Below are 20,377 nucleotides of genomic sequence, written 5' to 3' on the forward strand. Positions count from 1 at the left end.
GATGAACTCCCGCGAAGCCATCGCCGAACTGACCGCCATCCACGAGGCCGCGGTCGAGTGCCTCCGGACCGACATCGCCGAATATGCCCGCACCGGGGCGGCGCCTCCGGCCGAGCGGCGGCATGACGGGAGCTACTGTTATCCAGCTCTGCGCGTCCGCTTCTTCGGTGGCGGCAAGGCCGTCGACAGATCCCGCGCCTTCGGCCGCTTGCACCTGCCGGGCACTTACGAGACCACCGTCACCCGGCCGTTGTTGTTCGCCGACTACCTTGCCGAACAGCTCGACTTGCTGATCGCCGACTATGCCGTGGAAATCGACTGCGTCCGCTCGCAGCAGGAAATCCCTTTCCCTTATGTCCTCGACGGCTTCCATGGCCTGGCGATGGCCGGCGTCAGCCCGATGGAGCTGGCCCGTCACTTCCCCACGACCGAGCTCGCGCTGATCGGCGACGAGCTAGCCGACTGCATCGGCTTCGACGACCCCGGCGAAACCATGCCGCTGTCGCTGTTCGACGGGCTGCGAACCGATTTCTCGCTGGCGCGCCTGGCCCACTACACCGGCACCGCGCCCGAACACTTCCAGCGCTTCGTGCTGTTCACCAACTACCACCGCTATATCGACGAGTTCGCCGACTGGGCCGGTCTGCAGGTCGGAGAGGGTTTCTACACCGGGCTCTCCGGCGCCGGCGGGCTCATGCTCGACCGCCGCACCGAGCACGCCCGGATCCAGCTCAACGAGACGACCTGGCGGCGCCACCAGATGCCGGCCTATCACCTGATGGCGCCGGACCGCATGGGGATCACTCTCGTGAATATCGGCGTCGGTCCCTCCAACGCGAAGACGATCACCGATCACCTTGCCGTGCTGCGGCCGGAAGCCTGGCTGATGATCGGCCACTGCGGCGGTCTCCGGCCGACGCAGAAGATCGGCGACTTCGTCCTCGCGCACGCGTACCTTCGCGACGATCACGTGCTGGACGATGTCCTGCCGCCGGAGATCCCCCTCCCGGCCATCGCCGAAGTGCAGCAGGCGCTTGCCGCCGCGGCGGAGGAAGTCAGCGGCGCGCAAGGGTCAGACCTCAAGCAGCGCATGCGCACGGGTACGGTGGTCACGACCGACGACCGCAACTGGGAGCTGCGCTACAGCAAGACGGCTTTGCGCCTCTCGCAAAGCCGAGCCGTCGCCATCGAGATGGAAAGCGCCACGGTCGCCGCACAGGGCTATCGCTTCCGAGTCCCATACGGCACGCTGCTATGCGTCTCCGACAAGCCGCTGCACGGCGAGATCAAGCTGCCAGGGCAGGCCAACGTGTTCTACGAACAGGCGATCGCCGCCCATCTGCAGATCGGCATCCGCGCTTGCGAACTCCTGCGTGCGGAAGGGCCGAGGCTGCATTCGCGCAAGCTGCGGGCGTTCAACGAACCCCCGTTCAGGTAATCGCGCTAGAGCTGTATCGCGATAAGCACCGCGCAAAGCACGAACATGGCGACGACGGCAATTTTCCCTGCTTGCGCCAGGCGAGCCCGCTGGCGGGCAGCCCGCCGTCTACCCTCGTCACTCCTCGGAATCTTGCGCAACTTAGCCCCCCAACCTGGTCGAACACTCCGCCAGCCCGGCAAGTACCGGGCTGGCGCAATGCGGCGCCATTAACCAGAAACGGGACTGCAATCCAGCGTCTGTAAGCAGGGCGATGGGGAAGCTTTACCAGCCCTGCGGCTTGCCCTTGTTCTGCTGGTCCAGCCAGGTCTTCAGCGGAGCGAAGTACTCGGCCATCGCCTTGCCGCTCATCTCGCGGGTTCCGGTGAAGGCTTCCAGCGCGTCGGGCCAGGGCTTGCTCGCACCCATCTCCAGCATCGCATTGAGCTTCCGGCCCACTTCCTTGTTCCCGTAGAAGCTGCAGCGGTGCAGCGGCCCCTTCCATCCGGCCTGGTCACAGGCCGCCTTGAAGAACTGGAACTGCAGCACCCGCGCCAAGAAATAGCGCATGTAGGGCGTGTTGCCCGGGATGTGGTACTTGGCGCCCGGGTCGAAAGCGTCGGCCGGCCGTTCGACCGGCGGCACGATACCCTGGTAGTCCCGCTTCAGGTCCACCCATGCCTGATTGTAGTTGGCCGGCGTGATCGAACCGTCGAACACGCCCCAGCGCCACTTGTCGACCAGCAGGCCGAACGGCAGGAACGCGACCTTGTCCATCGCCTCGCGCAGGAGCAGGCCCAGGTCCTTGTCGGCGCCCGGCACCTGCGAGCGTTCCAGCAGGCCGATCTGCACCAGGTATTCCGGCGTGATCGATAGCGCGACCATGTCGCCGATCGCTTCGTGGAACCCGTCGTTCGCGCCGTTGAGGTGCAGGTAGCTGTGGTTCTTGTAGGCCCGCTGGTAATAGTTGTGGCCGAGCTCGTGGTGGATGACCTTGAAGTCGTCCGCGTTGCGCTTGATGCACATCTTGATACGGATATCGTCCTTGTTGTCGATATCCCAGGCGCTGGCGTGGCACTGCACCTCGCGATCGGCCGGTTTCACGAACAGCGAGCGTTCCCAGAAGGTCTGGGGCAGCGGCTCGAAGCCGAGCGAGGAGAAGAAGTTCTCGCCCGCCTTGACCATGTCGATCTCGGTCATGCCCTTGGCCTCGATCAGCTCGGTAAGGTCGTAGCCAAGGTCGCCGGCACCCTCGGGTGCCACGAGCGGGTAGATGTTGCCCCACTCCTGCGCCCACATGTTGCCGAGCAAGTCTGCCCGGATCGGGCCGGTAGCGGGCTGGACCGCATCGCCGTGCTTTTCGTTCAGCTTCGTGCGCACGTAGGTGTGCAGCGCCACGTAGAGCGGCTTCAGGTCGTCCCAGATCGCGTCGGCAGTTGCGGCGAACTCGTCCGCCGGCATGTCATAGTTGGAACGCCACATCGCGCCGACGTCGGAGAAACCGAGCTCCTTGGCGCCCTCGTTGGCGATGGCGACCATGCGCGCGTAGTCGTTCTTCATCGGCGCGCCGACGTTGGTGTGCCAGCTGGCCCACATCTCGCTGAGCTCGGCCGGCGTGCGCTCCAGGTTGCCCATCTCGGCCTCGATGTCGGACCCGGCGATCGGCTGCCCGTTGAGTGTGCCGCGCCCGCGCGCGTATTGGGAGGAGAGCTTGGTGGCGATCTCGTTCAACTCGGTCGCCGCGCCCGGAGTGGTTGGGGCCGGCAGCACGATACCGGTGCGGAGGATCGTCAGCTTGCGCTCTATCACCGGATCGAGGCCCGGCACCGCCGCGTACTTGGCGGCCTCCAGGGCGTATTTCACGGATTTTTCGGTGCCGACGGCATTGATGGCCGCAGTGAGGGCATCGGTATCGGGTGTCACGAAGTTGGCGTTGACCCAGTTCACCCGGCTTGCCTCCACCGAGTAGTCGAACAGGTCCTTCTCCACGGCGGCGACGAAGTCGGCCGCGCCTTGCGCGGTCATCGGATAGGCCGGAGCTGCAGTTTGCACGGGAGCGGCGCCGGCTTGCTGGGCTGCGGCGGGTGCGGTCATGCCGGCGGCAAGCGCAAGCAGGGCGACGGAAGCGAAAACCTTCATTTCAGGGCACTACCTCTTGAGGGGATTGGAGAAACCGGTTTCAGACGCTACCGGTCTGAACCTGCAGCCCGGCTGAATCAACCCGCCAGGAAGCCGGCAATGGCTTTTCCCAGCTCCGGCTCCGTTACCGAGCTCATGTGAGTGCCCGGTACTTCCTGGAACCGTGCGTCGGGCAGTGCATCGGCAAGTGCCTGGGGCGACCCATTGTCGCGGTCCTTTTCGCCGCAGACCACCAAGGTCGGCACTGTCATGCCAGCCAGCTCAGCAGCGGACGTGTCGTCCACGGACTGCAGCAGCAGCCGCGCGGCGACCCGGTCGATTTTCTGGGTCCTCATGAACGCGACCGCGAAGAAAGCCGGATCGCCGTGCTTCACCTCGTCGAACCGGTCGATCGCATCGATGAAGAAGCTGGCGCGGCGGTCCCAGCCCGCGAGCCCTTCGAGGCCCATTCCCCCCAGCACCATGCGCCGAGGCGAGAGCCCCGCCAGCACGCATCGAACGGCCGTGCGCGCACCGAGGGAGAAGCCTACCAGGTCGTAATCGGTGAGGCCGAGATGAGCGACGAGCGCTTGCGCGTCTCTCACCAGCACGTCGCCAGGATAGGCGGCCGCCTCGTGCGGCTTCCCGCTGGCGCCGTGCGCCCGCAAGTCCGGCATGATCGCCTCGAACCCGGCGTCGGCGAGCCGCTGCGCGTGGCCAAAGCGGATCCAGTTGGTGTTGGCGTCGGAAAACAGCCCGTGCAGCAGCAGGACAGGGCGCCCTTCCCCCATTCGGTGGATTGCCAGATCGGCGGCGTCGAAGGACGCGAAATGCTCGGTTCGGACGTCGCTCACATCGGCACCTCGAGCCCGGCTTCTTGCCAACGCACGGCAACGCTGCTGCCCGGCTCGTCGCTGCGGTGGCGCGGCAGGCCTTTCGTATCGAGCCAGGCTTCGTGCAGGCTCTCGGCGCCGGAATGCTCGGTCGAGACGAACGGCGCGGGATCGTCGAACGAGCCGACGGTGAGATCCATCCGCGGGCTCTCGTTGTAGGCGAAGCCCAGCGGCGTACCGCACTCGCTGCAGAATGGCCGCCTTGCGACCGCGGACGACGCGTACCAGTCAGGCTCGCGCTCCCAAGCGACGTCCGCTTTCGCAAGGTTCTTGAACGCGATCGAGACGCCGCCGGTCGCCCGCTGGCACATCCGGCAGTGGCACAGATAAGCTTCGCCGTCCGCGACCTGCGCCTTGTAGCGCACCCGTCCGCACTGGCATCCGCCGGTCATCTCTCGCATCGCGCCGTTCCTTCTACCCCGGGACGGCCTGCTAACGCGTCACCCCTTCTTGAGGTGACGCCGCCCCAGCAACTCGGCTATCTGCACCGCGTTCAGCGCGGCGCCCTTGCGCAGGTTGTCCGACACGCACCACAGCGACAGGCCGTTCTCGACCGTCGGGTCCTGGCGGACGCGGCTGATGAAGGTGGCGTTGTCGCCGACGCATTCCACCGGCGTGACGTATCCGCCGTCCTCGCGCTTGTCGATGAGCATTACCCCCGGCGCCTCGCGCAGGATGTTCATCGCTTCCTCGGCCGAGATGTCGCGCTCGAACTCGATGTTGATCGATTCCGAGTGGCCGACGAACACCGGCACGCGAACGCAAGTCGCGTTGACCTTGATCTTGGGGTCGAGGATCTTCTTGGTCTCGACCACCATCTTCCACTCTTCCTTGGTGGAGCCGTCATCCATGAACACGTCGATGTGCGGGATGACGTTGAAGGCAATCTGCTTGGTGAACTGCCGCGGTTCGGCCGAATCGCCGACGAAGATAGCGCGGCTCTGCTCGAACAGTTCGTCCATTCCGCCCTTGCCGGCGCCTGAAACCGACTGGTACGTGCTGACGATCACGCGCTTGATCGTGGCCGCATCGTGCAGCGGCTTGAGCGCGACCATCATCTGCGCAGTCGAGCAGTTGGGGTTGGCGATGATGTTGCGCGCCTTGTACCCGTCGATCGCATCGGGATTCACTTCCGGCACGATCAGCGGCACGTCGGGGTCCATGCGGTAGTAGGAGCTGTTGTCGATCACCACGCAGCCGGCGGCAGCGGCCTTCGGCGCGTATTCCTTGGCCGGGCCGGAACCGGCGGAGAACAGGGCGATGTCCCATCCGGTGAAGTCGAAATGCTCGATGTTCTTGCACTTGAGCATCTTGCCGGTGTCGCCGAATTCGATCTCGGAGCCGGTCGAGCGTGCGCTGGCGACCGCCGCCACCTCGTCCACCGGAAACTCCCGCTCGGCGAGGGTCGAGAGCATCTCGCGCCCAACATTGCCCGTCGCCCCGACAACTACCACCCGGTAACCCATTACACACTCCGCTAGCTTGCTTGCCGCGCACACCTAGTGGGCGTGGGGCGCGCCGCAATGCAAAATTGCGACACGCGGGGCAAGCGCGGCTTTGTCACTCCGGCGGAGTCACTCCGTGGCGCTGGAGGAAACCGAAGATCGTGTTCCACAAGTGCACGCTGATCTTCGGCCCGCCGACACGGTGGGTCTGCCCGGGATAGAGCATCATCTCGAACGGCACAGCCTCTGCCTGCAGCTTGGCGATCAGCTCGGAGCTGTTCTCGAACACGACGTTGTCATCGGCCATGCCGTGGATCAGCAGCAGCGGATCGGCGATCTTCCCCGCCTCCGCCAGCGCATCGGCCGCGGCATAAGCGGCAGCATCGGCTTGCGGCGTGCCCATGTAGCGCTCGGTATAGAAGGTGTCGTACAGTTCCCACTTCGTCACGGGCGCGCCGGAGATGCCCGCGGCGTATAGCCCCTGGTCCGCTTCGAGCTGCTTCAGCGTCATGTACCCGCCGTAGGACCAGCCATAGATGGCGATCTTGTCCGGATCGACGAAGTCGAGCGTCTTGAGGTACTCGGCGCCGGCCTTCTGATCCGCGACCTCGGGCCCACCCATCGCGCGGTAGATCGCCTTCTCGAACGCCACACCGCGGTTCTCGCTGCCGCGGTTGTCGATCTCGAATAAAATGTAGCCTTTGTCGACGATCGCCTGGACCAGAGCCCCGCCCCACGCCCGCGTGACCGACTGCGAATGAGGGCCGCCGTAGTGCTCGAAGAACACCGGGTAGCGCTTGCCCGGCTCGAGCTCGGGCGTGACCATCCGCCAGTGGAGCGTGGTCCCGTCCGGTCCTGCGACCGTACCGAATTGCGACGGGCGGTGGCTCGGAAGATAGGGCGTATAAGGGTGGTCGGCGTCGAGGGTGTTCTCCTGAACCCATGCGAGGCGGTTGCCGCTGCCGTCTGCGAGGTAGACCTGCCTGGGCTGGCTGTCGGAGGATCGCGAGACGAGCAGGGTCTTGCCCTTGTAGTCCATCGTCGCCGAGTTCGCGAAGGCAAGCTCGGTCAGCCGCTGCGGCGCACCCGGGGTGCGAAAATCCAGCGCGTAGACCTGCGGCGCGAGAACATCGTCCTTGGTGCCGGTGAAGTAGAGACGTCCGGCCTCTTCATCGAGACCGTCGAGCCGGGAGACCACCCATTCGCCGCTGGTAAGCTGCCGCCATTCGCCATCTGCGAAGTGGTAGAGATGACCGAAGCCGTCCCGCTCCGACCACCAGATCAGGCTGCCGTCCCGCAGGAAGCGATAGTTGTCGCTCAGGTTGATCCAGTGGCCCGGCGCGGCTTTCTCACTGAACAGCACACGGCTTTTGCCGGTCGCCGGATCGACCGCGAGCATGTCGAGCCGAGTCTGCCCACGGTCGATGCGCTGGACGTAAAGCGTGCTGCCGTCCGGCGCCCAGTCCACGCGGGCGAGATAAATGTCGCGTTCCGGCCCGAGATCGACCTGGACGCGGTTCCCGCCGTCGGGGTTCATCACGAACAGGCTGACGTCGACATTGGGCGATCCCGCGACAGGATAGCGCTGCTCGAACGTCGTGGTGCCGCTCGCCCCGATCGCCGCGCGGGTGACGATGCCCACGTCGGCTTCGTCGAAGCGTTCCACGGCGATGCGCGTGTCTTCCGGAGACCACCAGTAGCCGGTCATCCGGCTCATCTCTTCCTGCGCGACGAACTCCGCCTCGCCCCAGAACACCGTCTCGGCTTCCAGCGGCGTGACCGGCTTGGCCTCGCCGCCGACCGGACCGACCCACAGCTGCCGATCGCGCACGAACGAGAGGTAACGTCCCGTGGAACTCAGCTTCGGGTTGAGCTCGCCTTCCTCGCTGTCGGTCAGCCGCTTCACCGCGCCGTCTAAGCTCGCGAGGTAGAGATCGCCCTCCAGCGGCACGAGGATCGACTGCCCGTCGGCGGACCAGTCGTAAGCGACAATGCCCTTCAGCCCGCCGATCCGCAGCCGTTCGCGCTGCATCTTCTCGGCTTCCGAAAGTTCGCGGCCCGACCCGAGCTTCTCGGAGTCGACCACCATCCGCCACTCACCGCTCTGCCGGTCGAAGGCCCACAAATCGTAGCGCTCGCGGTCGCTCTCGCGGTTGCGCAGGACTGTGAGATAGCGTCCGTCAGGTGAGAGCTTGGCCAGACGCGGCGAAGGGCCGTCGAGAGAGGGGCTGGCGAAAACGCGGTCGAAGGTCAGGGTCATGGCTTCCTTGCCGGGCACTTGCGTCACGTCCTCCTGGGCTGCGGCGATTGCCGGGTGGGCCATCAGCGCCAGAGCGCCCGCAGCGGCAAGAAACGGCAGGGAACGCATGAGGGCAAGGCTCCGCAAAGAAAAAGGGCGCCCCAGCGGGACGCCCTGATTCGTTACGCATGAAAGCAGTTGGAGGAAACCCCTCAGCTTTCCTTCTGCACCTCGCGGCGCTCCGCGATGCGGGCGCGCTTGCCGGTGCGGCCGCGCAGATAGTAGAGCTTCGCCCGGCGCACGATGCCGCGGCGGACCACGGTGATGCTCTCGACGTTCGGCGAATAGATCGGGAAGACGCGCTCGACGCCCTCGCCGAAGCTCATCTTGCGAACGGTGAAATTGCTGTTGATGCCGCGGTTAGAGCGGGCGATGCAGACGCCTTCGAAGTTCTGAACGCGGGTGCGCTCACCTTCGACGACGCGGACACCGACGCGCAGCGTATCGCCGGCACGGAATTCGGGGACTTCCTTCCCCGCGCTAAGTGCACCGATGGCCTCGGCCTCGAGCTCCTGGATTAGACCCATGGTGGGCTCCTTCAATCCTTCTGCCGCGCGCCAGAGGCAGGCTGGTCCCGAGCGTCCCGATGACGCTCCCAAAGGTCCGGCCTGCGTAACCGTGTATCGTCTTCCGCCTGCCGTTTCCGCCAAGCAGCGATCTTCGCATGATCCCCCGATCGCAGCACTTCAGGGATCGTGCGCCCTTCCCATTCCTGAGGTCGGGTATATTGCGGGTATTCGAGCAGCCCTTCTTCGAAGGATTCCTCGGCCCCGCTTGAAGCCGCGCCCATTACGCCCGGAAGCAGGCGAATGCAAGCGTCGAGAATGGCGAGCGCGGCAGGCTCCCCGCCGGACAGCACGATGTCCGCTAGGCTGACTTCCTCGATCTCCCGGCCAGCGAAGATCCGCTCGTCGAAGCCCTCGAACCGGCCGCACAGGATCGTCACTCCCGAACCGGCGGCCAGCTCGCGAATCCGCGCCTGGGTGATTGGCTTGCCGCGCGGGGTCATCGCCAGGACGGGGGACCCTGGATGTGCCGCCAGCGCGTGATCTACCGCAGCCGCCAGCACATTCGCCTTCAGCACCATCCCAGCGCCGCCGCCCGCGGGCGTGTCGTCCACCGTGCGGTGCTTGTCTGCAGCAAAGTCGCGGATCTGGACCGTCTCCAGGGACCAGGTTCCCTCTTCCAACGCGCGGCCGGCGAGCGACAGGCCGAGCGGCCCGGGAAACATCTCGGGATAGAGCGTCAGCACGGTAGCGGCGAAAGTCACAGCGGCAGGGTCCAGTTCTCGACCTTCAGCCCCGGCACGTTGGCGAAGTCCGCTTCGTTATTGCTGATCACGGTGGCCCCTATGCTGAGCGCATGCGCCGCGAGCAAGCGGTCGAAACGGGCGCGCTTGAACGGCAGCTTGGCGTAAACGAGGGCGGCCTCCTCATCGAACGGCAGCACGCGCACGACGGTGACGAATAGTGCCAGTGCTTCCGGCGTCGGCGGCTTGCCCTGCTCCATTCCAAGCACAATCTCGGCATAGCTTATCGCCGAGAGGCCGACTTCTCCAGGCGCACAATCACCCAAACGCTCGCGCAGACAGGGATGCTGCCCGGTCGTCGTGAAAATCGTGCAATCGGAGTCGATCAGATAGCGGATCAAGGCTTCGCTTTCAGCGAGCTCGGCCGTGGTTCGAAATCCTCACGTGGCTGAGGCACATGGATCATGCCCTTCGCCTTGCCCCAGAACTTGTCGACGTCGAGCTTCTTCTTCGGCGCGTCCTCCGGCTCGAAGTGATAGCCGCTCTGCTCCTCGCGCAGGACCATCGTCGAGCCTTCCTTCAGCCCCAGCTCCTTCGGCAGGCGAAGCGCCAGCGAATTGCCCGACTTGAACACCTTCGCTTTGTATTCCTTGTCCATGACAGACTCCGTATATACGCGATGTATATACAGGGCCGATCACCGTCAAGGAACGAAGCCGCCCGCAGGGCGCTTGGCAGAGCTATGGACGATTGCATCATCATCGGAGCCGGGCCCGCCGGACTGACCGCGGCGATCTATCTCGCTCGCTACCACCTCTCGATCCGCCTGTTCGACAGCGGCAACAGCCGCGCAGCCATGATCCCCTGCACACACAATCACGCCGGCTTTCCGGACGGCATCTCCGGCAAGAAACTGCTCGCGCGGATGCTGGCGCAGGCGCGCAAGTACGGCGCCATCTGCGAGGACAAGCGCGTGGAGCACCTCGCCAGTCACGATGCCGGGTTCACCGTCGGCACCGACAGCGGCACGTACCGCGCACGGACGGTGCTCATGGCCACGGGCGTGATGAACCACCGCCCGCCGGAGATGGACGATGCTTTCCACGCCAATGCGCTGGAGCGCGGCTTCCTCCGCTACTGCCCTGTCTGCGACGGCTTTGAAGTCACCGACAAGCGCGTCGCCGTGATCGGCAGCGGCACGCACGGCACGCGCGAGGCGGAGTTCCTGCGCGGCTTCACTGCCGATGTGACGTTGATCTCACCGCTGGAGGGTCACGAACTGGACGAGGATTGCACGGGCCGCCTGGCGGAAGCGGGCATCGCCACCGTCTCCGGTCCGTGCGGCGGCTACGAGATCGTGGACGAGAAGATCACCGTGCAAACGGCCGAGGGGCGAATGGTGTTCGACAGCATCTATCCGGCGCTCGGCTCGCACATCCGCTCGGAACTGGCGCTCGCCGCCGGAGCGCGGGGGAACGAGCAAAGCTGCCTGGAAGTGGACGACCACCTGCAAACCACCGTCCCCGGCCTCTTCGCCGCCGGCGACGTTGTCGTCGGGCTGGACCAGATCAGCCACGCCATGGGCCAAGCCGGCGTCGCAGCGACCGCGATCCGCAATCACCTGGCGCAAGAGAAGCCGCTGCGGCGCTAGACAACTATCGCGGCGGAAGGAGCAGGGGCTCCGGCAGCAGGTCCGCATCGCGGGACAGCTCCTGCTGGATCCACTCACGGAAGCGCTCGATCTTGCGCACCCCCGTCCTTCCCGCCTTGTGGACCAGCCAGTTCGAGCTTCCTGGAAGATAGAGCGTATCGAAGGGCTGAACCAGCCTGCCGCTTTCGAGTTGAGCGCGCCACAGGAGCGGGGTCATCATCGCGATCCCGAACCCAGCCTCGACCGCACTTGCCTCCTGCGACTGACTGTCCAGGACAACTCCGCGCCGCGGGGCCGGAGACTCTGCCACGCCGGCTGCGGCGAACCACCCGGCCCACCAGGGATCGTTCGGCGCCAGGCGTTCGACCCGCAGGAGATCCTCCGGACACCTGATTTCATGTCGCTCGATGAACTCCGGTGAACAGATGGGCGTCACGTGTGAACGGAACAGAAAATCACTGCGCAGCCCGTCCCAATCGCCACGGCCGATGCGGATCGCCAAATCGATTTCGCCGCGCGCGAGATCGACGACGTCGTTGCTCAACGACAGACGCACCGCAAGATCCGGAAACGCCAGTTGAAACCGTCCGATGCGGGCCGATAGCCATGTCGCTCCGAGCGAGACCGAAGCACTGACGGACAGCACGCCGGTGCTCTCCTCGTCGAGTCCGGCGAATGCCTGGCGCATCTCGGCGAATGCACCGGTGACCGCCGGCAACAGACGCTGGCCTGCCTCGGACAGCCGCACGCCGCCTTTCTCACGGACGAACAGCGGATGCCCGATGCGCTCCTCCAGTTGCCGCACCTGATAGCTTACCGCCGCCTGGGTCATGCCCAATTCCTCTGCAGCGCGCGAGAAATGCTCGAGACGGCCGGCAGCTTCGAAAGCCCTGATTGCGGAAAGCGGAGGCAGCCTGTCCATGGGCAGGTCATAAGCTCAGCTTATTCGCTGCACCAGGGGTTTTGTTGGTCAACCCGGCATGATCGGTTCAAATTCGCTCCATCAGGAACGAAAGGAAAAGATCATGGACGAACTGCTTTCACGGATGTGGGTAGACCGCGCAGACCGCCGGCAGCAGGAGCGGGAGACGGCTCGCGCTACGGGCGGCTCCGGAGCCCTTAAAGCCGTTGCCCCATCGTACAGCGAAAGGCACGCTTTTGAAGCTGGGCCCGTGCGCGTTGCGTTTCGCTCCTGGCTGACTGCGGCGTTCCGCTAGAGCCAGGAAGTCAGAGTTCGGCAAAAGCGGTGGTGACGACGACGCGCTCGCCGTCCCACGCGGGCACGGCGGCTTCGATCATCGGGACCATGAAGCGCTTGCCGGTGGGCCGCTCGATCTCGAGCACATCGCCCGCGCCGTAGTTCTCGACCGCGACGACCGAGCCCAGTGCTTCACCGGCATCGGAGACCGCCGTCAGTCCGAGCAGGTCGGCGTGGTAGTACTCGCCTTCCGCCAGCGGCGGGAGCGCCGAGCGCGGGACCGTCAACACGGTCCCGCGTAGAGCTTCGGCGCCGTTGCGGTCGGCCACTTCCTCGAACCGGGCGACCGCCCCGCCCTTGCCGTCGTCGCGCAGCTTCTTCAGCGTCAGGGTGCCGCCGTTGAAACGCTTGTGGCTGCGGAGCGTGTCGAGGCCCTCGCCGAACAGCTTCAGGCGGACTTCGCCCGTCAGGCCGTGCGCGCCGATGACGGCGGCCAGCGTGACGGGCTTGTCCCGGGCAGCTTCCTTGGAAACCAAGGCTGTTTAGCCCTCGGCCTTGTCCTCGGCGCCTTCGACCGGCTCGTCCGAACTGGCGGCGACGGTGTTGTCGGCTTCGCCCGGGGTTTCCGCACCTTCGACAGGCTCGTCGGAGCTGACGGCGGTCTCTTCGGCGGCCGGAGCGGCGGCTTCTTCAGCGGCAGCCTTGGCGGCTTCCTCGGCTTCAGCGGCCTTGGCGGCCTTCTCCTCGGCGCGCTCCTTGGCGGCCTGGCCCGGCTCACCCTTCTTCGGGTTGTTGCGGGCCGCACGCTCCTGGATGCCGGCGGCGTCGAGGAAACGAGCCACGCGGTCGGAAGCCTTGGCGCCGACGCCGAGCCAGTAGCGCGCGCGGTCTTCGTTGAGCTTCACGCGGTTCTCGTCGTCCTTGGCGAGGAGCGGGTTATAGGTCCCGATCTGCTCGAGGTACTTGCCGTCGCGCGCGGCGCGGCTGTCGGCAGCCACGATGCGGTAATAAGGACGCTTCTTCGCACCACCGCGCGAGAGCCTGAGAGAGATAGCCATTTTACTTCACCTTTCCGTATCAAATATCTGAAAACCGTTATTTCTTTTTGAGGAAGTCGAGCATATCGGAGGGGAGCTGATTGCCGGGCAGGCCGGGCATTCCCCCGCCTCCGGGTCCGCCGATCCCCGGCTGACCCCCACCCATTCCGCCACCCATTCCGCCGCCGCCGAGCAGCGCGCCGAGGCCCTTGAGCCCGCCCATCTTCTTGATCTGCTTCATCGCGCGGCCCATTTCCTGGTGCATCTTGAGCAGCTTGTTGACGTCCTGCACCTGCAGGCCGGAACCCGCGGCCACACGCTTCTTGCGCCGCGCGTTCATCAGTTCGGGCCGGGCGCGTTCCTGCGCGGTCATCGAACCGATGATCGCATCCATGTGCACCAGGACCTTGTCGTCGACGCCGCTCTGCTGCATCGCCGCCTTGGCCTTTTTCATGCCCGGCAGCATGCCCGCGAGCATGCCCAGTCCGCCCATGTTCTGCATCTGCTTGAGCTGCATGCGCAGGTCGTTCAGGTCGAACTGACCCTTCATCATCCGCGAGGCGAGGCGGTCGGCATCGTCCTTCTGGATCGTCGCCGCGGCCTTTTCGACCAGGCTGACAACGTCGCCCATGCCGAGGATGCGGCCGGCGACCCGCTCGGGGCTGAACGGCTCGATCGCGTCGAGCTTCTCGCCGGTGCCGGCGAACTTGATCGGCTTGCCGGTGACCGCGCGCATCGACAGCGCCGCGCCGCCGCGGGCATCGCCGTCCATGCGGGTGAGGATCACGCCGGTCAGCGGCACTTCGTCGGAGAAGCTTTGCGCGACGTTGACCGCGTCCTGGCCGGTCAGCGAGTCGACCACCAGCAGCACTTCGGTCGGCGCCGAGACCCCGGCGACGGCCTTCATCTCGGCCATAAGCGCTTCGTCGACGTGGAGCCGGCCGGCGGTGTCGAGCAGGAGCACGTCCACGGCCTGGAGCTTCGCCGATTCGAGCGCGCGCCGAGCGATGTCGACCGGCTGCTGGCCGACGATGATCGGCAGCGTGGCGACGTCGACCTGCTCGCCGAGCACCTTGAGCTGCTCCTGCGCTGCCGGACGGTTCACGTCCAGCGAGGCCATCATGGCCTTTTTGCCGTGCTTCTCGCGGATCAGCTTGCCGAGCTTGGCGGTCGTGGTGGTCTTGCCCGACCCCTGCAGGCCGACCATCATGATGACGACCGGCGGCCTGGCTTCGAGGACGAGCGGCTCCGCCCCTTCACCGCCGAGCATCGCCACAAGCTCGTCATTGACGATCTTCACGACCTGCTGGCCGGGCGTGACCGACTTCAGGACCTGCTGGCCGATCGCCCGTTCGGTCACCGCATCGATGAACTTGCGCGCGACGGGCAGCGCCACGTCGGCTTCGAGCAGGGCGACGCGGACTTCGCGCATCGCTTCCCGCACGTCCTGTTCGTTCAGCGCGCCGCGCCCGCGCAGGCGGTCGAAGACCCCGGTCAGGCGATCGGACAGCGTATCGAACATAGGCGTCGCGTACTCTCTCTGCGTGGCCGCTTCCCCGAACGGCGGGAAAGCCCCAAAGCCAAAAACGCCGGCGGACGAAACCTCGTCAGCCAGCGGGCAAATCGGCAATCAGTTCCATGCAACGGGCATGGTGTATTTCGGTCGTTCGGTTTGCCAAGTTTGGGCGGTAAACCGTTGAATGGTGGAGCCTAGCGGGATCGAACCGCTGACCTCTACAATGCCATTGTAGCGCTCTCCCAGCTGAGCTAAGGCCCCGTACCATTCATCTCGGAACGCCCTGGGGGGCGTCCCATCCGCGAACCTTGTCGGCCCGGCGGGTGGTCCCTGTATGAGCACACCCGCCGCTTCGCAAGCCTAAAATTCGTCAGCTGTCTTCGTCTTCGTCGTCGCTCTTGGTCACGCCGAGATCGTCGTCGCCGCCGAGGTCGACGTCGTTGTCGGGCGAATCCTCGTCATCGTCGATGTCGAGATCCTCATCGTCGTCGGCCAGATCGGAATCGGCTTCCTTCGCCTCCGGCTTCTTCTCCGCTTCGAAGGGAATCGGCTGCTTGGATTTGAGCACGGGCTCCGGATACCATTCGTTCCCGCACTCGATGCAGGTCACGGGCTCATCCTTGCCGAGGTCGTAGAAGCGCTCCCCGCACTTGGGGCAGTTGCGCTTGTGGCCCCACTCTGGCTTGACCATGTACAAATATTCCTCTTGGCGCGCCCGCCCCGTGAGGCAGGCGGAAGTCTCGTGAAACTTGATGGGCTTGTCCCTGACGCGATTCAAGGACCGGAATCAACAGCGGGGCGCGCCTTGCCATAGGGCAGGTGCGCTGTCAAAAGCCCGCGCCTTCGCCGTCACGGGAATTCTCTGTTGTCCAGCCACGATCCCAGCGCCATGCGCCCGCGCCGCTTCAGCCCCTCGGGCCCGCTCACCGGCACGATCCGCGTTCCGGGCGATAAGTCGATCAGCCACCGTTCGCTGATGTTCGGCGCCCTGGCCGTGGGCGAGACGCGGGTCAGCGGACTGCTGGAAGGCGAAGACGTTCTCGCCACCGCCGCCGCCTTGCGGGCGATGGGCGCGACGATCGAGCGCACCGGCGAAGGCGAATGGCGCATCCAAGGCGTCGGGGTCGGCGGCCTGCTGCAGCCTTCGGGCGCGCTCGACATGGGCAACTCAGGCACCTCCACGCGGCTGCTGATGGGCCTGGTGGCAAGCCATCCGATCAGCGCGACGTTCGTCGGCGACGCCAGCCTCTCCAAGCGCCCGATGGGCCGCGTGATCGAGCCACTCTCCCAAATGGGCGCGAGCTTCGAGGCGAGCCCCGGCGGGACCCTGCCGCTGATGCTGCGCGGGATCTGTCCCGCCGTGCCGATCGCCTACCGGCTTCCGGTCGCCAGCGCGCAAGTGAAGAGCGCGGTGCTGCTCGCCGGGCTCAACACCGCCGGGATCACCACCGTCACCGAGCCGGTGCCGACGCGCGACCATACCGAACGTATGCTCAAGGGCTTCGGCGCCGACTTGTGGGTCGACGAAGAGAACGGCGAGCGAGTCATCCGCCTGCGCGGCGAGGCCGACTTGCGCCCGCAGACGATCGAAGTGCCGGGTGATCCCTCGTCCGCCGCCTTCTTCGCCGTCGCCGCGCTCGTGGTGCCGGGCAGCGACCTGGTGATCGAGAACGTCGGCCTCAATCCGACCCGCGCCGGGCTGTTCGAAGTGCTGCGCCAGATGGGCGGCAGCATCGAAGAATTGGGCAGGCGCGAAGTGGGCGGTGAGCCGGTCGCGGACTTGCGGGTTCGCCACTCGGCGCTGAAGGGCGTCGAGGTCGACCCCGCCCTCGCCCCGAGCATGATCGACGAATTCCCTGTGTTGTTCGTCGCCGCCGCGCTGGCGCAAGGGCGCACCGTCACAAGCGGCCTCGACGAGCTGCGGGTCAAGGAAAGCGATCGCATCGCGGTAATGGCCGCCGCGCTCGCCGGCGCAGGTGCACGGGTGGAGGAGCGCGAGGACGGCCTCGTGATCGAAGGCACCGGCGGCGATCCGCTGCCGGGCGGCGATTCGCCGGCTGCGACGCACCTGGATCACCGCATCGCCATGAGCATGGCCGTGGCCGGCCTCGTCAGCCGCGACGGCGTGGAAGTGGACGACACGCGCCCAATCGCCACCAGCTTCCCGGCATTCGAAACGCTGCTGGAACAGGCCGCACAGCCCGCCTGAGCCAAAATCCTCCCCGGGACGGGGAGGTGGCAGCGCGTAGCGCCGACGGAGGGGGGCTTTGGCCTGGCTCTACCGTTCTTCCAGGCCAAAGCCCCCCTCCACCACCCGCTACGCGGGCGGTCCCCCTCCCCGTCCCGGGGAGGATTCTAAGTCGGGCTGGACAGCTTCATCAGCACCAGCCCGCCGACAATCAACAGCGCGGCGAGGATGCGCATGGGGCTCGCCGCCTCCCCCAGTACGGCCACGCCGACCACGAACGCGCCGACCGCGCCGATGCCGGTCCAAACCGTATAGGCCGTGCCCAGCGGCAGCGATTTCATCGCCGCGGCCAGCAGTCCGAAGCTCAGGAACATCGCCAGAATGGTGACGACGGTCGGCACCGGGCGCGAAAAGCCGTCGGACAGCTTCATCGCATAGGCCCAGACGATCTCCAGCAGACCGGCGAAAAACAGGATGATCCAAGCCACGGCAGCCTCCATCGTTGGCTGCCGGGCCGTCCCGGTCTTGAGCGCCGCGAACGGCACGGGGGACGTGGCCGCCGCGCCAGCGCAGATAGTTTGCAACAGGCCGGTTCTCAAGACGGCTTTTGCCGACTAGGTGCCGCGGCACACTTTAGCGAGGGGCGGCGATGATCATGGCAGCGAGACGGGTTCGATGATCATTGCCGTCGACGGACCCACTGCCTCCGGCAAAGGCACGATCGCCCGCGCCCTGGCGGAGCATTTCGGCCTGCCGCACCTCGACACCGGCCTGCTGTACCGGGCCGTGGGCCGCCAGGTCTTCCTCGACGGCGGCGATCCGGACAATGGCGGCGACGCACTGACCGCCACGACTTTCCCCGACGGGCTGCTGCTGGACCCGGAGTTGCGCAGCGAAGTCACGGGAGGGCTGGCGAGCCGTGTCTCGGTCCACGCCTCCGTCCGCGCGGCGCTCTACGAACGACAGCGCGCTTTCGCCACGCAACCCGGCGGCGCGGTCCTCGACGGGCGCGACATCGGCACGGTGATCGCGCCGGATGCCGACGTGAAGCTGTTCGTCACCGCCAGCGTGGAAGCGCGCGCCGAACGCCGCTGGAAGGAAATGCAGGAGCGCGGGGCGGCTCGTTCGCTCGAGGAAATCGAAGCCGATCTCCGCCTGCGCGACGAGCGCGACCGTACCCGCGCCGAGGCACCGCTCCGCGCCGCCGAAGGAGCGGTCGTGCTCGACACGTCCGAACTGGACCGCGACGCAGCCGTCGCTGCGGCCATAGCGGCAGTCGAGGCCCACCTCGGCGCCTGATCGGCAGGCGTGGTTTCGCTTGCCTTTCGCCGCGTTTTCGCCTAGCGCGCGCCCGTTCGATCGGGCTGTAGCCCGGGTCGAGAGCGCGCTTCATTGCACGGCCGGCACATTGGGCGGTTCTCCGCCTCAGCCGCTCCATTCCGCTCCCGCCCCACCCGCCCCGAAAGGACGCTCGCGAAGGCAATCGGCCCCGCGGGCAGTTCGGCCACAAAGACCGGCGGATACAACCGCCTGGCCGGAAAAACGTGAATTAGGATTTCGACTTTATGGCGTCTGCTGCCACCCCTACCCGCGACGATTTCGCGAAACTCCTCGATGAACAGCTCGGCGGCGCCGACGATGGCGGCTTCGAAGGCCGTGTCGTGAAGGGCACCGTCACCGCGATCGAAAATGGCATGGCCATGATCGACGTGGGCCTGAAGAGCGAAGGCCGCGTGTCTCTGCGCGAATTCAGCCGCGGCGAAGACGAGCCGGCTCTCAGCGTCGGCGATGAAGTCGAAGTGTTCGTCGACCGCGTCGAGAACGCCGACGGCGAAGCGATGCTCAGCCGCGACCGCGCCCGCCGCGAAGCCGCCTGGGACAAGCTCGAAAACGAATTCGGCGAAGGCAAGCGCGTCGAAGGCCGCATCTTCGGCCGCGTCAAGGGCGGCTTCACCGTCGACCTCGACGGCGCCGTGGCCTTCCTGCCCGGCAGCCAGGTCGACATCCGCCCGGTCCGCGACGTGGGCCCGCTGATGGACATGCCGCAGCCGTTCCAGATCCTCAAGATGGACCGCCGCCGGGGCAACATCGTCGTCTCGCGCCGCGCCGTCCTGGAAGAGACGCGCGCAGAACAGCGCAGCGAGCTGATCGACAAGCTGGCCGAAGGCCAGGTGATCGACGGCGTCGTCAAGAACATCACCGACTACGGCGCATTCGTCGATCTCGGCGGTATCGACGGCCTGCTGCACGTCACCGACATGAGCTACAAGCGGGTCAACCACCCGTCCGAGGTGATCAACATCGGTGACACCGTCACCGTGCAGATCATCCGCATCAACGCCGAAACCCAGCGCATCAGCCTCGGCATGAAGCAGCTCGAAAGCGATCCCTGGGGCGCTGTCGCCGCCAAGTATCCGGTCGGCGCGAAGGTCACCGGCACGGTCACGAACATCACCGAATACGGTGCGTTCGTGGAGCTGGAAGCCGGCATCGAAGGCCTGGTCCACGTCTCGGAAATGAGCTGGACCAAGAAGAACGTCCACCCGGGCAAGATCGTCTCGACCTCGCAGGAAGTCGAAGTGATGGTGCTCGAGGTCGACTCCGAGAAGCGCCGCATCTCGCTCGGCCTCAAGCAGGCCCAGCGCAACCCGTGGGAAGAGTTCGCCGAAAAGCACCCGGTCGGCTCGAAGGTCGAAGGCGAAGTCAAGAACGCCACCGAGTTCGGCCTGTTCATCGGCCTGCCCGGCGACGTGGACGGCATGGTCCACATGTCGGACATCGCCTGGGGCATCTCCGGCGAAGACGCGCTTGCCCTGCACCGCAAGGGTGAGCAGGTCGAAGCGGTCGTGCTCGATGTCGACACCGACAAGGAGCGCATCAGCCTCGGCATGAAGCAGCTCGAAAAGGGCGCCCCGGCAGCCGGCGGCGCCGCAGTCGACGGCCTGAAGAAGAACGACGTGGTCACCGTGACCGTGCTCGAAGTTCGCGACGGCGGCCTGGAAGTCCAGGCTGGCGACGACGGCGCGACCGGCTTCATCAAGCGCAGCGACCTCGGCCGCGACCGCGACGAGCAGCGTCCCGACCGCTTCCAGGCCGGCCAGAAGATCGATGCCATGGTCATCGGCTTCGACCGTTCGAAGAAGCCGAACTTCTCGATCAAGGCCCGCCAGATCTCGGAAGAGAAGCAGGCTGTCGAGCAGTACGGTTCGTCCGACTCGGGCGCATCGCTGGGCGACATCCTCAGCGAAGCTCTGAAGAAGCAGGGCGAGTAACGGCGTCGTCCCGGGCTTGCCCGGGACTGCTGCACCCCATGGGGTAACGAACAGAAAGGCCCGCCCGCTCACCCGAGCAGGCGGGCCTTTTCTG

The 20,377-nt window shown here is 66.0% G+C and carries 20 protein-coding genes and 1 tRNA gene; 5 read left to right on the forward strand and 16 right to left on the reverse strand.

All coding sequences use genetic code 11. The annotated features are described in order from the left end of the window. Position 1 precedes the first annotated feature (1 nt). Positions 2-1,438 (forward strand): AMP nucleosidase, encoded by a 1,437-nt coding sequence (locus GRI75_RS04620; RefSeq protein WP_160745783.1) that lies wholly within the window; start codon positions 2-4, stop codon positions 1,436-1,438. A gap of 264 nt (positions 1,439-1,702) precedes the next feature. Here the strand turns inward: GRI75_RS04620 and GRI75_RS04625 are convergent, their stop codons facing one another. The 9 genes from GRI75_RS04625 to GRI75_RS04665 all read right to left on the reverse strand — a co-directional run bounded on the left by GRI75_RS04625 (position 1,703) and on the right by GRI75_RS04665 (position 10,079). Then, positions 1,703-3,511: a M2 family metallopeptidase gene (locus GRI75_RS04625; RefSeq protein WP_407925128.1), complete on the reverse strand. Its 1,809-nt coding sequence runs from the start codon at positions 3,509-3,511 to the stop codon at positions 1,703-1,705. A gap of 122 nt (positions 3,512-3,633) precedes the next feature. Further along, positions 3,634-4,389 carry an alpha/beta fold hydrolase gene (locus tag GRI75_RS04630; protein ID WP_160745785.1) on the reverse strand — a complete coding sequence of 252 codons (756 nt, stop codon included), beginning with the start codon at positions 4,387-4,389 and terminating at the stop codon, positions 3,634-3,636. Then, a complete protein-coding gene (locus tag GRI75_RS04635) occupies positions 4,386-4,829 on the reverse strand; it encodes a GFA family protein (RefSeq protein ID WP_160745786.1) in 444 nt (147 codons plus the stop codon). Before GRI75_RS04635 ends, GRI75_RS04630 begins: the two co-directional genes overlap by 4 nt. A gap of 39 nt (positions 4,830-4,868) precedes the next feature. After that, positions 4,869-5,894 (reverse strand): aspartate-semialdehyde dehydrogenase, encoded by a 1,026-nt coding sequence (locus GRI75_RS04640; RefSeq protein WP_160745787.1) that lies wholly within the window; start codon positions 5,892-5,894, stop codon positions 4,869-4,871. Positions 5,895-5,988: 94 nt separating this feature from the next. Continuing rightward, the gene (locus tag GRI75_RS04645; protein WP_160745788.1) at positions 5,989-8,241 is read right to left on the reverse strand and encodes a S9 family peptidase; all 2,253 of its coding nucleotides are present in this window, start codon (positions 8,239-8,241) and stop codon (positions 5,989-5,991) included. Positions 8,242-8,324: 83 nt separating this feature from the next. Continuing rightward, entirely contained in the window at positions 8,325-8,699 is a 375-nt protein-coding gene (rplS, locus tag GRI75_RS04650) for a 50S ribosomal protein L19 (RefSeq protein WP_160745789.1), read from the reverse strand. Between the two features lie 11 nt (positions 8,700-8,710). Continuing rightward, on the reverse strand, positions 8,711-9,442 hold the full coding sequence (gene trmD, locus GRI75_RS04655; RefSeq protein WP_160745790.1) for a tRNA (guanosine(37)-N1)-methyltransferase TrmD: 732 nt from the start codon (positions 9,440-9,442) through the stop codon (positions 8,711-8,713). Continuing rightward, positions 9,439-9,822 carry a type II toxin-antitoxin system VapC family toxin gene (locus tag GRI75_RS04660; protein WP_160745791.1) on the reverse strand — a complete coding sequence of 128 codons (384 nt, stop codon included), beginning with the start codon at positions 9,820-9,822 and terminating at the stop codon, positions 9,439-9,441. Before GRI75_RS04660 ends, trmD begins: the two co-directional genes overlap by 4 nt. Further along, on the reverse strand, positions 9,819-10,079 hold the full coding sequence (locus tag GRI75_RS04665) for an AbrB/MazE/SpoVT family DNA-binding domain-containing protein (protein WP_160745792.1): 261 nt from the start codon (positions 10,077-10,079) through the stop codon (positions 9,819-9,821). The genes GRI75_RS04660 and GRI75_RS04665 overlap by 4 nt, the downstream gene beginning before the upstream one ends. An 84-nt stretch (positions 10,080-10,163) precedes the next feature. Here GRI75_RS04665 and GRI75_RS04670 point away from each other — a divergent pair, with 84 nt between their 5' ends. Further along, entirely contained in the window at positions 10,164-11,072 is a 909-nt protein-coding gene (locus GRI75_RS04670; protein WP_160745793.1) for an NAD(P)/FAD-dependent oxidoreductase, read from the forward strand. 4 nt (positions 11,073-11,076) lie between these two features. Here GRI75_RS04670 and GRI75_RS04675 read toward each other — a convergent pair whose 3' ends face one another. From GRI75_RS04675 to GRI75_RS04700, 6 genes are all read right to left on the reverse strand, one after another. After that, positions 11,077-11,994, reverse strand: coding sequence for a LysR substrate-binding domain-containing protein (locus GRI75_RS04675; RefSeq protein WP_160745794.1), 918 nt, complete (start codon positions 11,992-11,994; stop codon positions 11,077-11,079). A 305-nt stretch (positions 11,995-12,299) separates the two neighbouring features. Next, positions 12,300-12,806 (reverse strand): ribosome maturation factor RimM, encoded by a 507-nt coding sequence (gene rimM, locus GRI75_RS04680; RefSeq protein ID WP_160745795.1) that lies wholly within the window; start codon positions 12,804-12,806, stop codon positions 12,300-12,302. A 6-nt stretch (positions 12,807-12,812) separates the two neighbouring features. Beyond that, positions 12,813-13,328 carry a 30S ribosomal protein S16 gene (gene rpsP, locus GRI75_RS04685; protein WP_160745796.1) on the reverse strand — a complete coding sequence of 172 codons (516 nt, stop codon included), beginning with the start codon at positions 13,326-13,328 and terminating at the stop codon, positions 12,813-12,815. 37 nt (positions 13,329-13,365) lie between these two features. Then, positions 13,366-14,829, reverse strand: coding sequence for a signal recognition particle protein (ffh, locus tag GRI75_RS04690; RefSeq protein ID WP_160745797.1), 1,464 nt, complete (start codon positions 14,827-14,829; stop codon positions 13,366-13,368). A gap of 179 nt (positions 14,830-15,008) precedes the next feature. Beyond that, positions 15,009-15,084: transfer RNA gene (locus GRI75_RS04695), tRNA-Ala, on the reverse strand. Positions 15,085-15,193: 109 nt separating this feature from the next. Then, positions 15,194-15,514, reverse strand: coding sequence for a TIGR02300 family protein (locus tag GRI75_RS04700; RefSeq protein ID WP_160745798.1), 321 nt, complete (start codon positions 15,512-15,514; stop codon positions 15,194-15,196). A gap of 198 nt (positions 15,515-15,712) precedes the next feature. Here GRI75_RS04700 and aroA point away from each other — a divergent pair, with 198 nt between their 5' ends. After that, the gene (gene aroA / locus GRI75_RS04705; RefSeq protein WP_160746006.1) at positions 15,713-17,032 is read left to right on the forward strand and encodes a 3-phosphoshikimate 1-carboxyvinyltransferase; all 1,320 of its coding nucleotides are present in this window, start codon (positions 15,713-15,715) and stop codon (positions 17,030-17,032) included. A 146-nt stretch (positions 17,033-17,178) separates the two neighbouring features. Here the strand turns inward: aroA and GRI75_RS04710 are convergent, their stop codons facing one another. Then, positions 17,179-17,595: a DMT family transporter gene (locus tag GRI75_RS04710; RefSeq protein ID WP_407925129.1), complete on the reverse strand. Its 417-nt coding sequence runs from the start codon at positions 17,593-17,595 to the stop codon at positions 17,179-17,181. A 91-nt stretch (positions 17,596-17,686) separates the two neighbouring features. On the opposite strand from GRI75_RS04710, the gene GRI75_RS04715 reads away from it, so the two are divergent. Beyond that, positions 17,687-18,310, forward strand: a complete 624-nt coding sequence (locus GRI75_RS04715; protein WP_160745799.1) for a (d)CMP kinase — start codon at positions 17,687-17,689, stop codon at positions 18,308-18,310. 266 nt (positions 18,311-18,576) lie between these two features. Beyond that, entirely contained in the window at positions 18,577-20,283 is a 1,707-nt protein-coding gene (gene rpsA / locus GRI75_RS04720) for a 30S ribosomal protein S1 (protein ID WP_160745800.1), read from the forward strand. Positions 20,284-20,377: the final 94 nt, after the last annotated feature.

This window comes from Croceibacterium soli (genome assembly GCF_009828065.1).
Classification (GTDB): domain Bacteria; phylum Pseudomonadota; class Alphaproteobacteria; order Sphingomonadales; family Sphingomonadaceae; genus Croceibacterium_B; species Croceibacterium_B soli.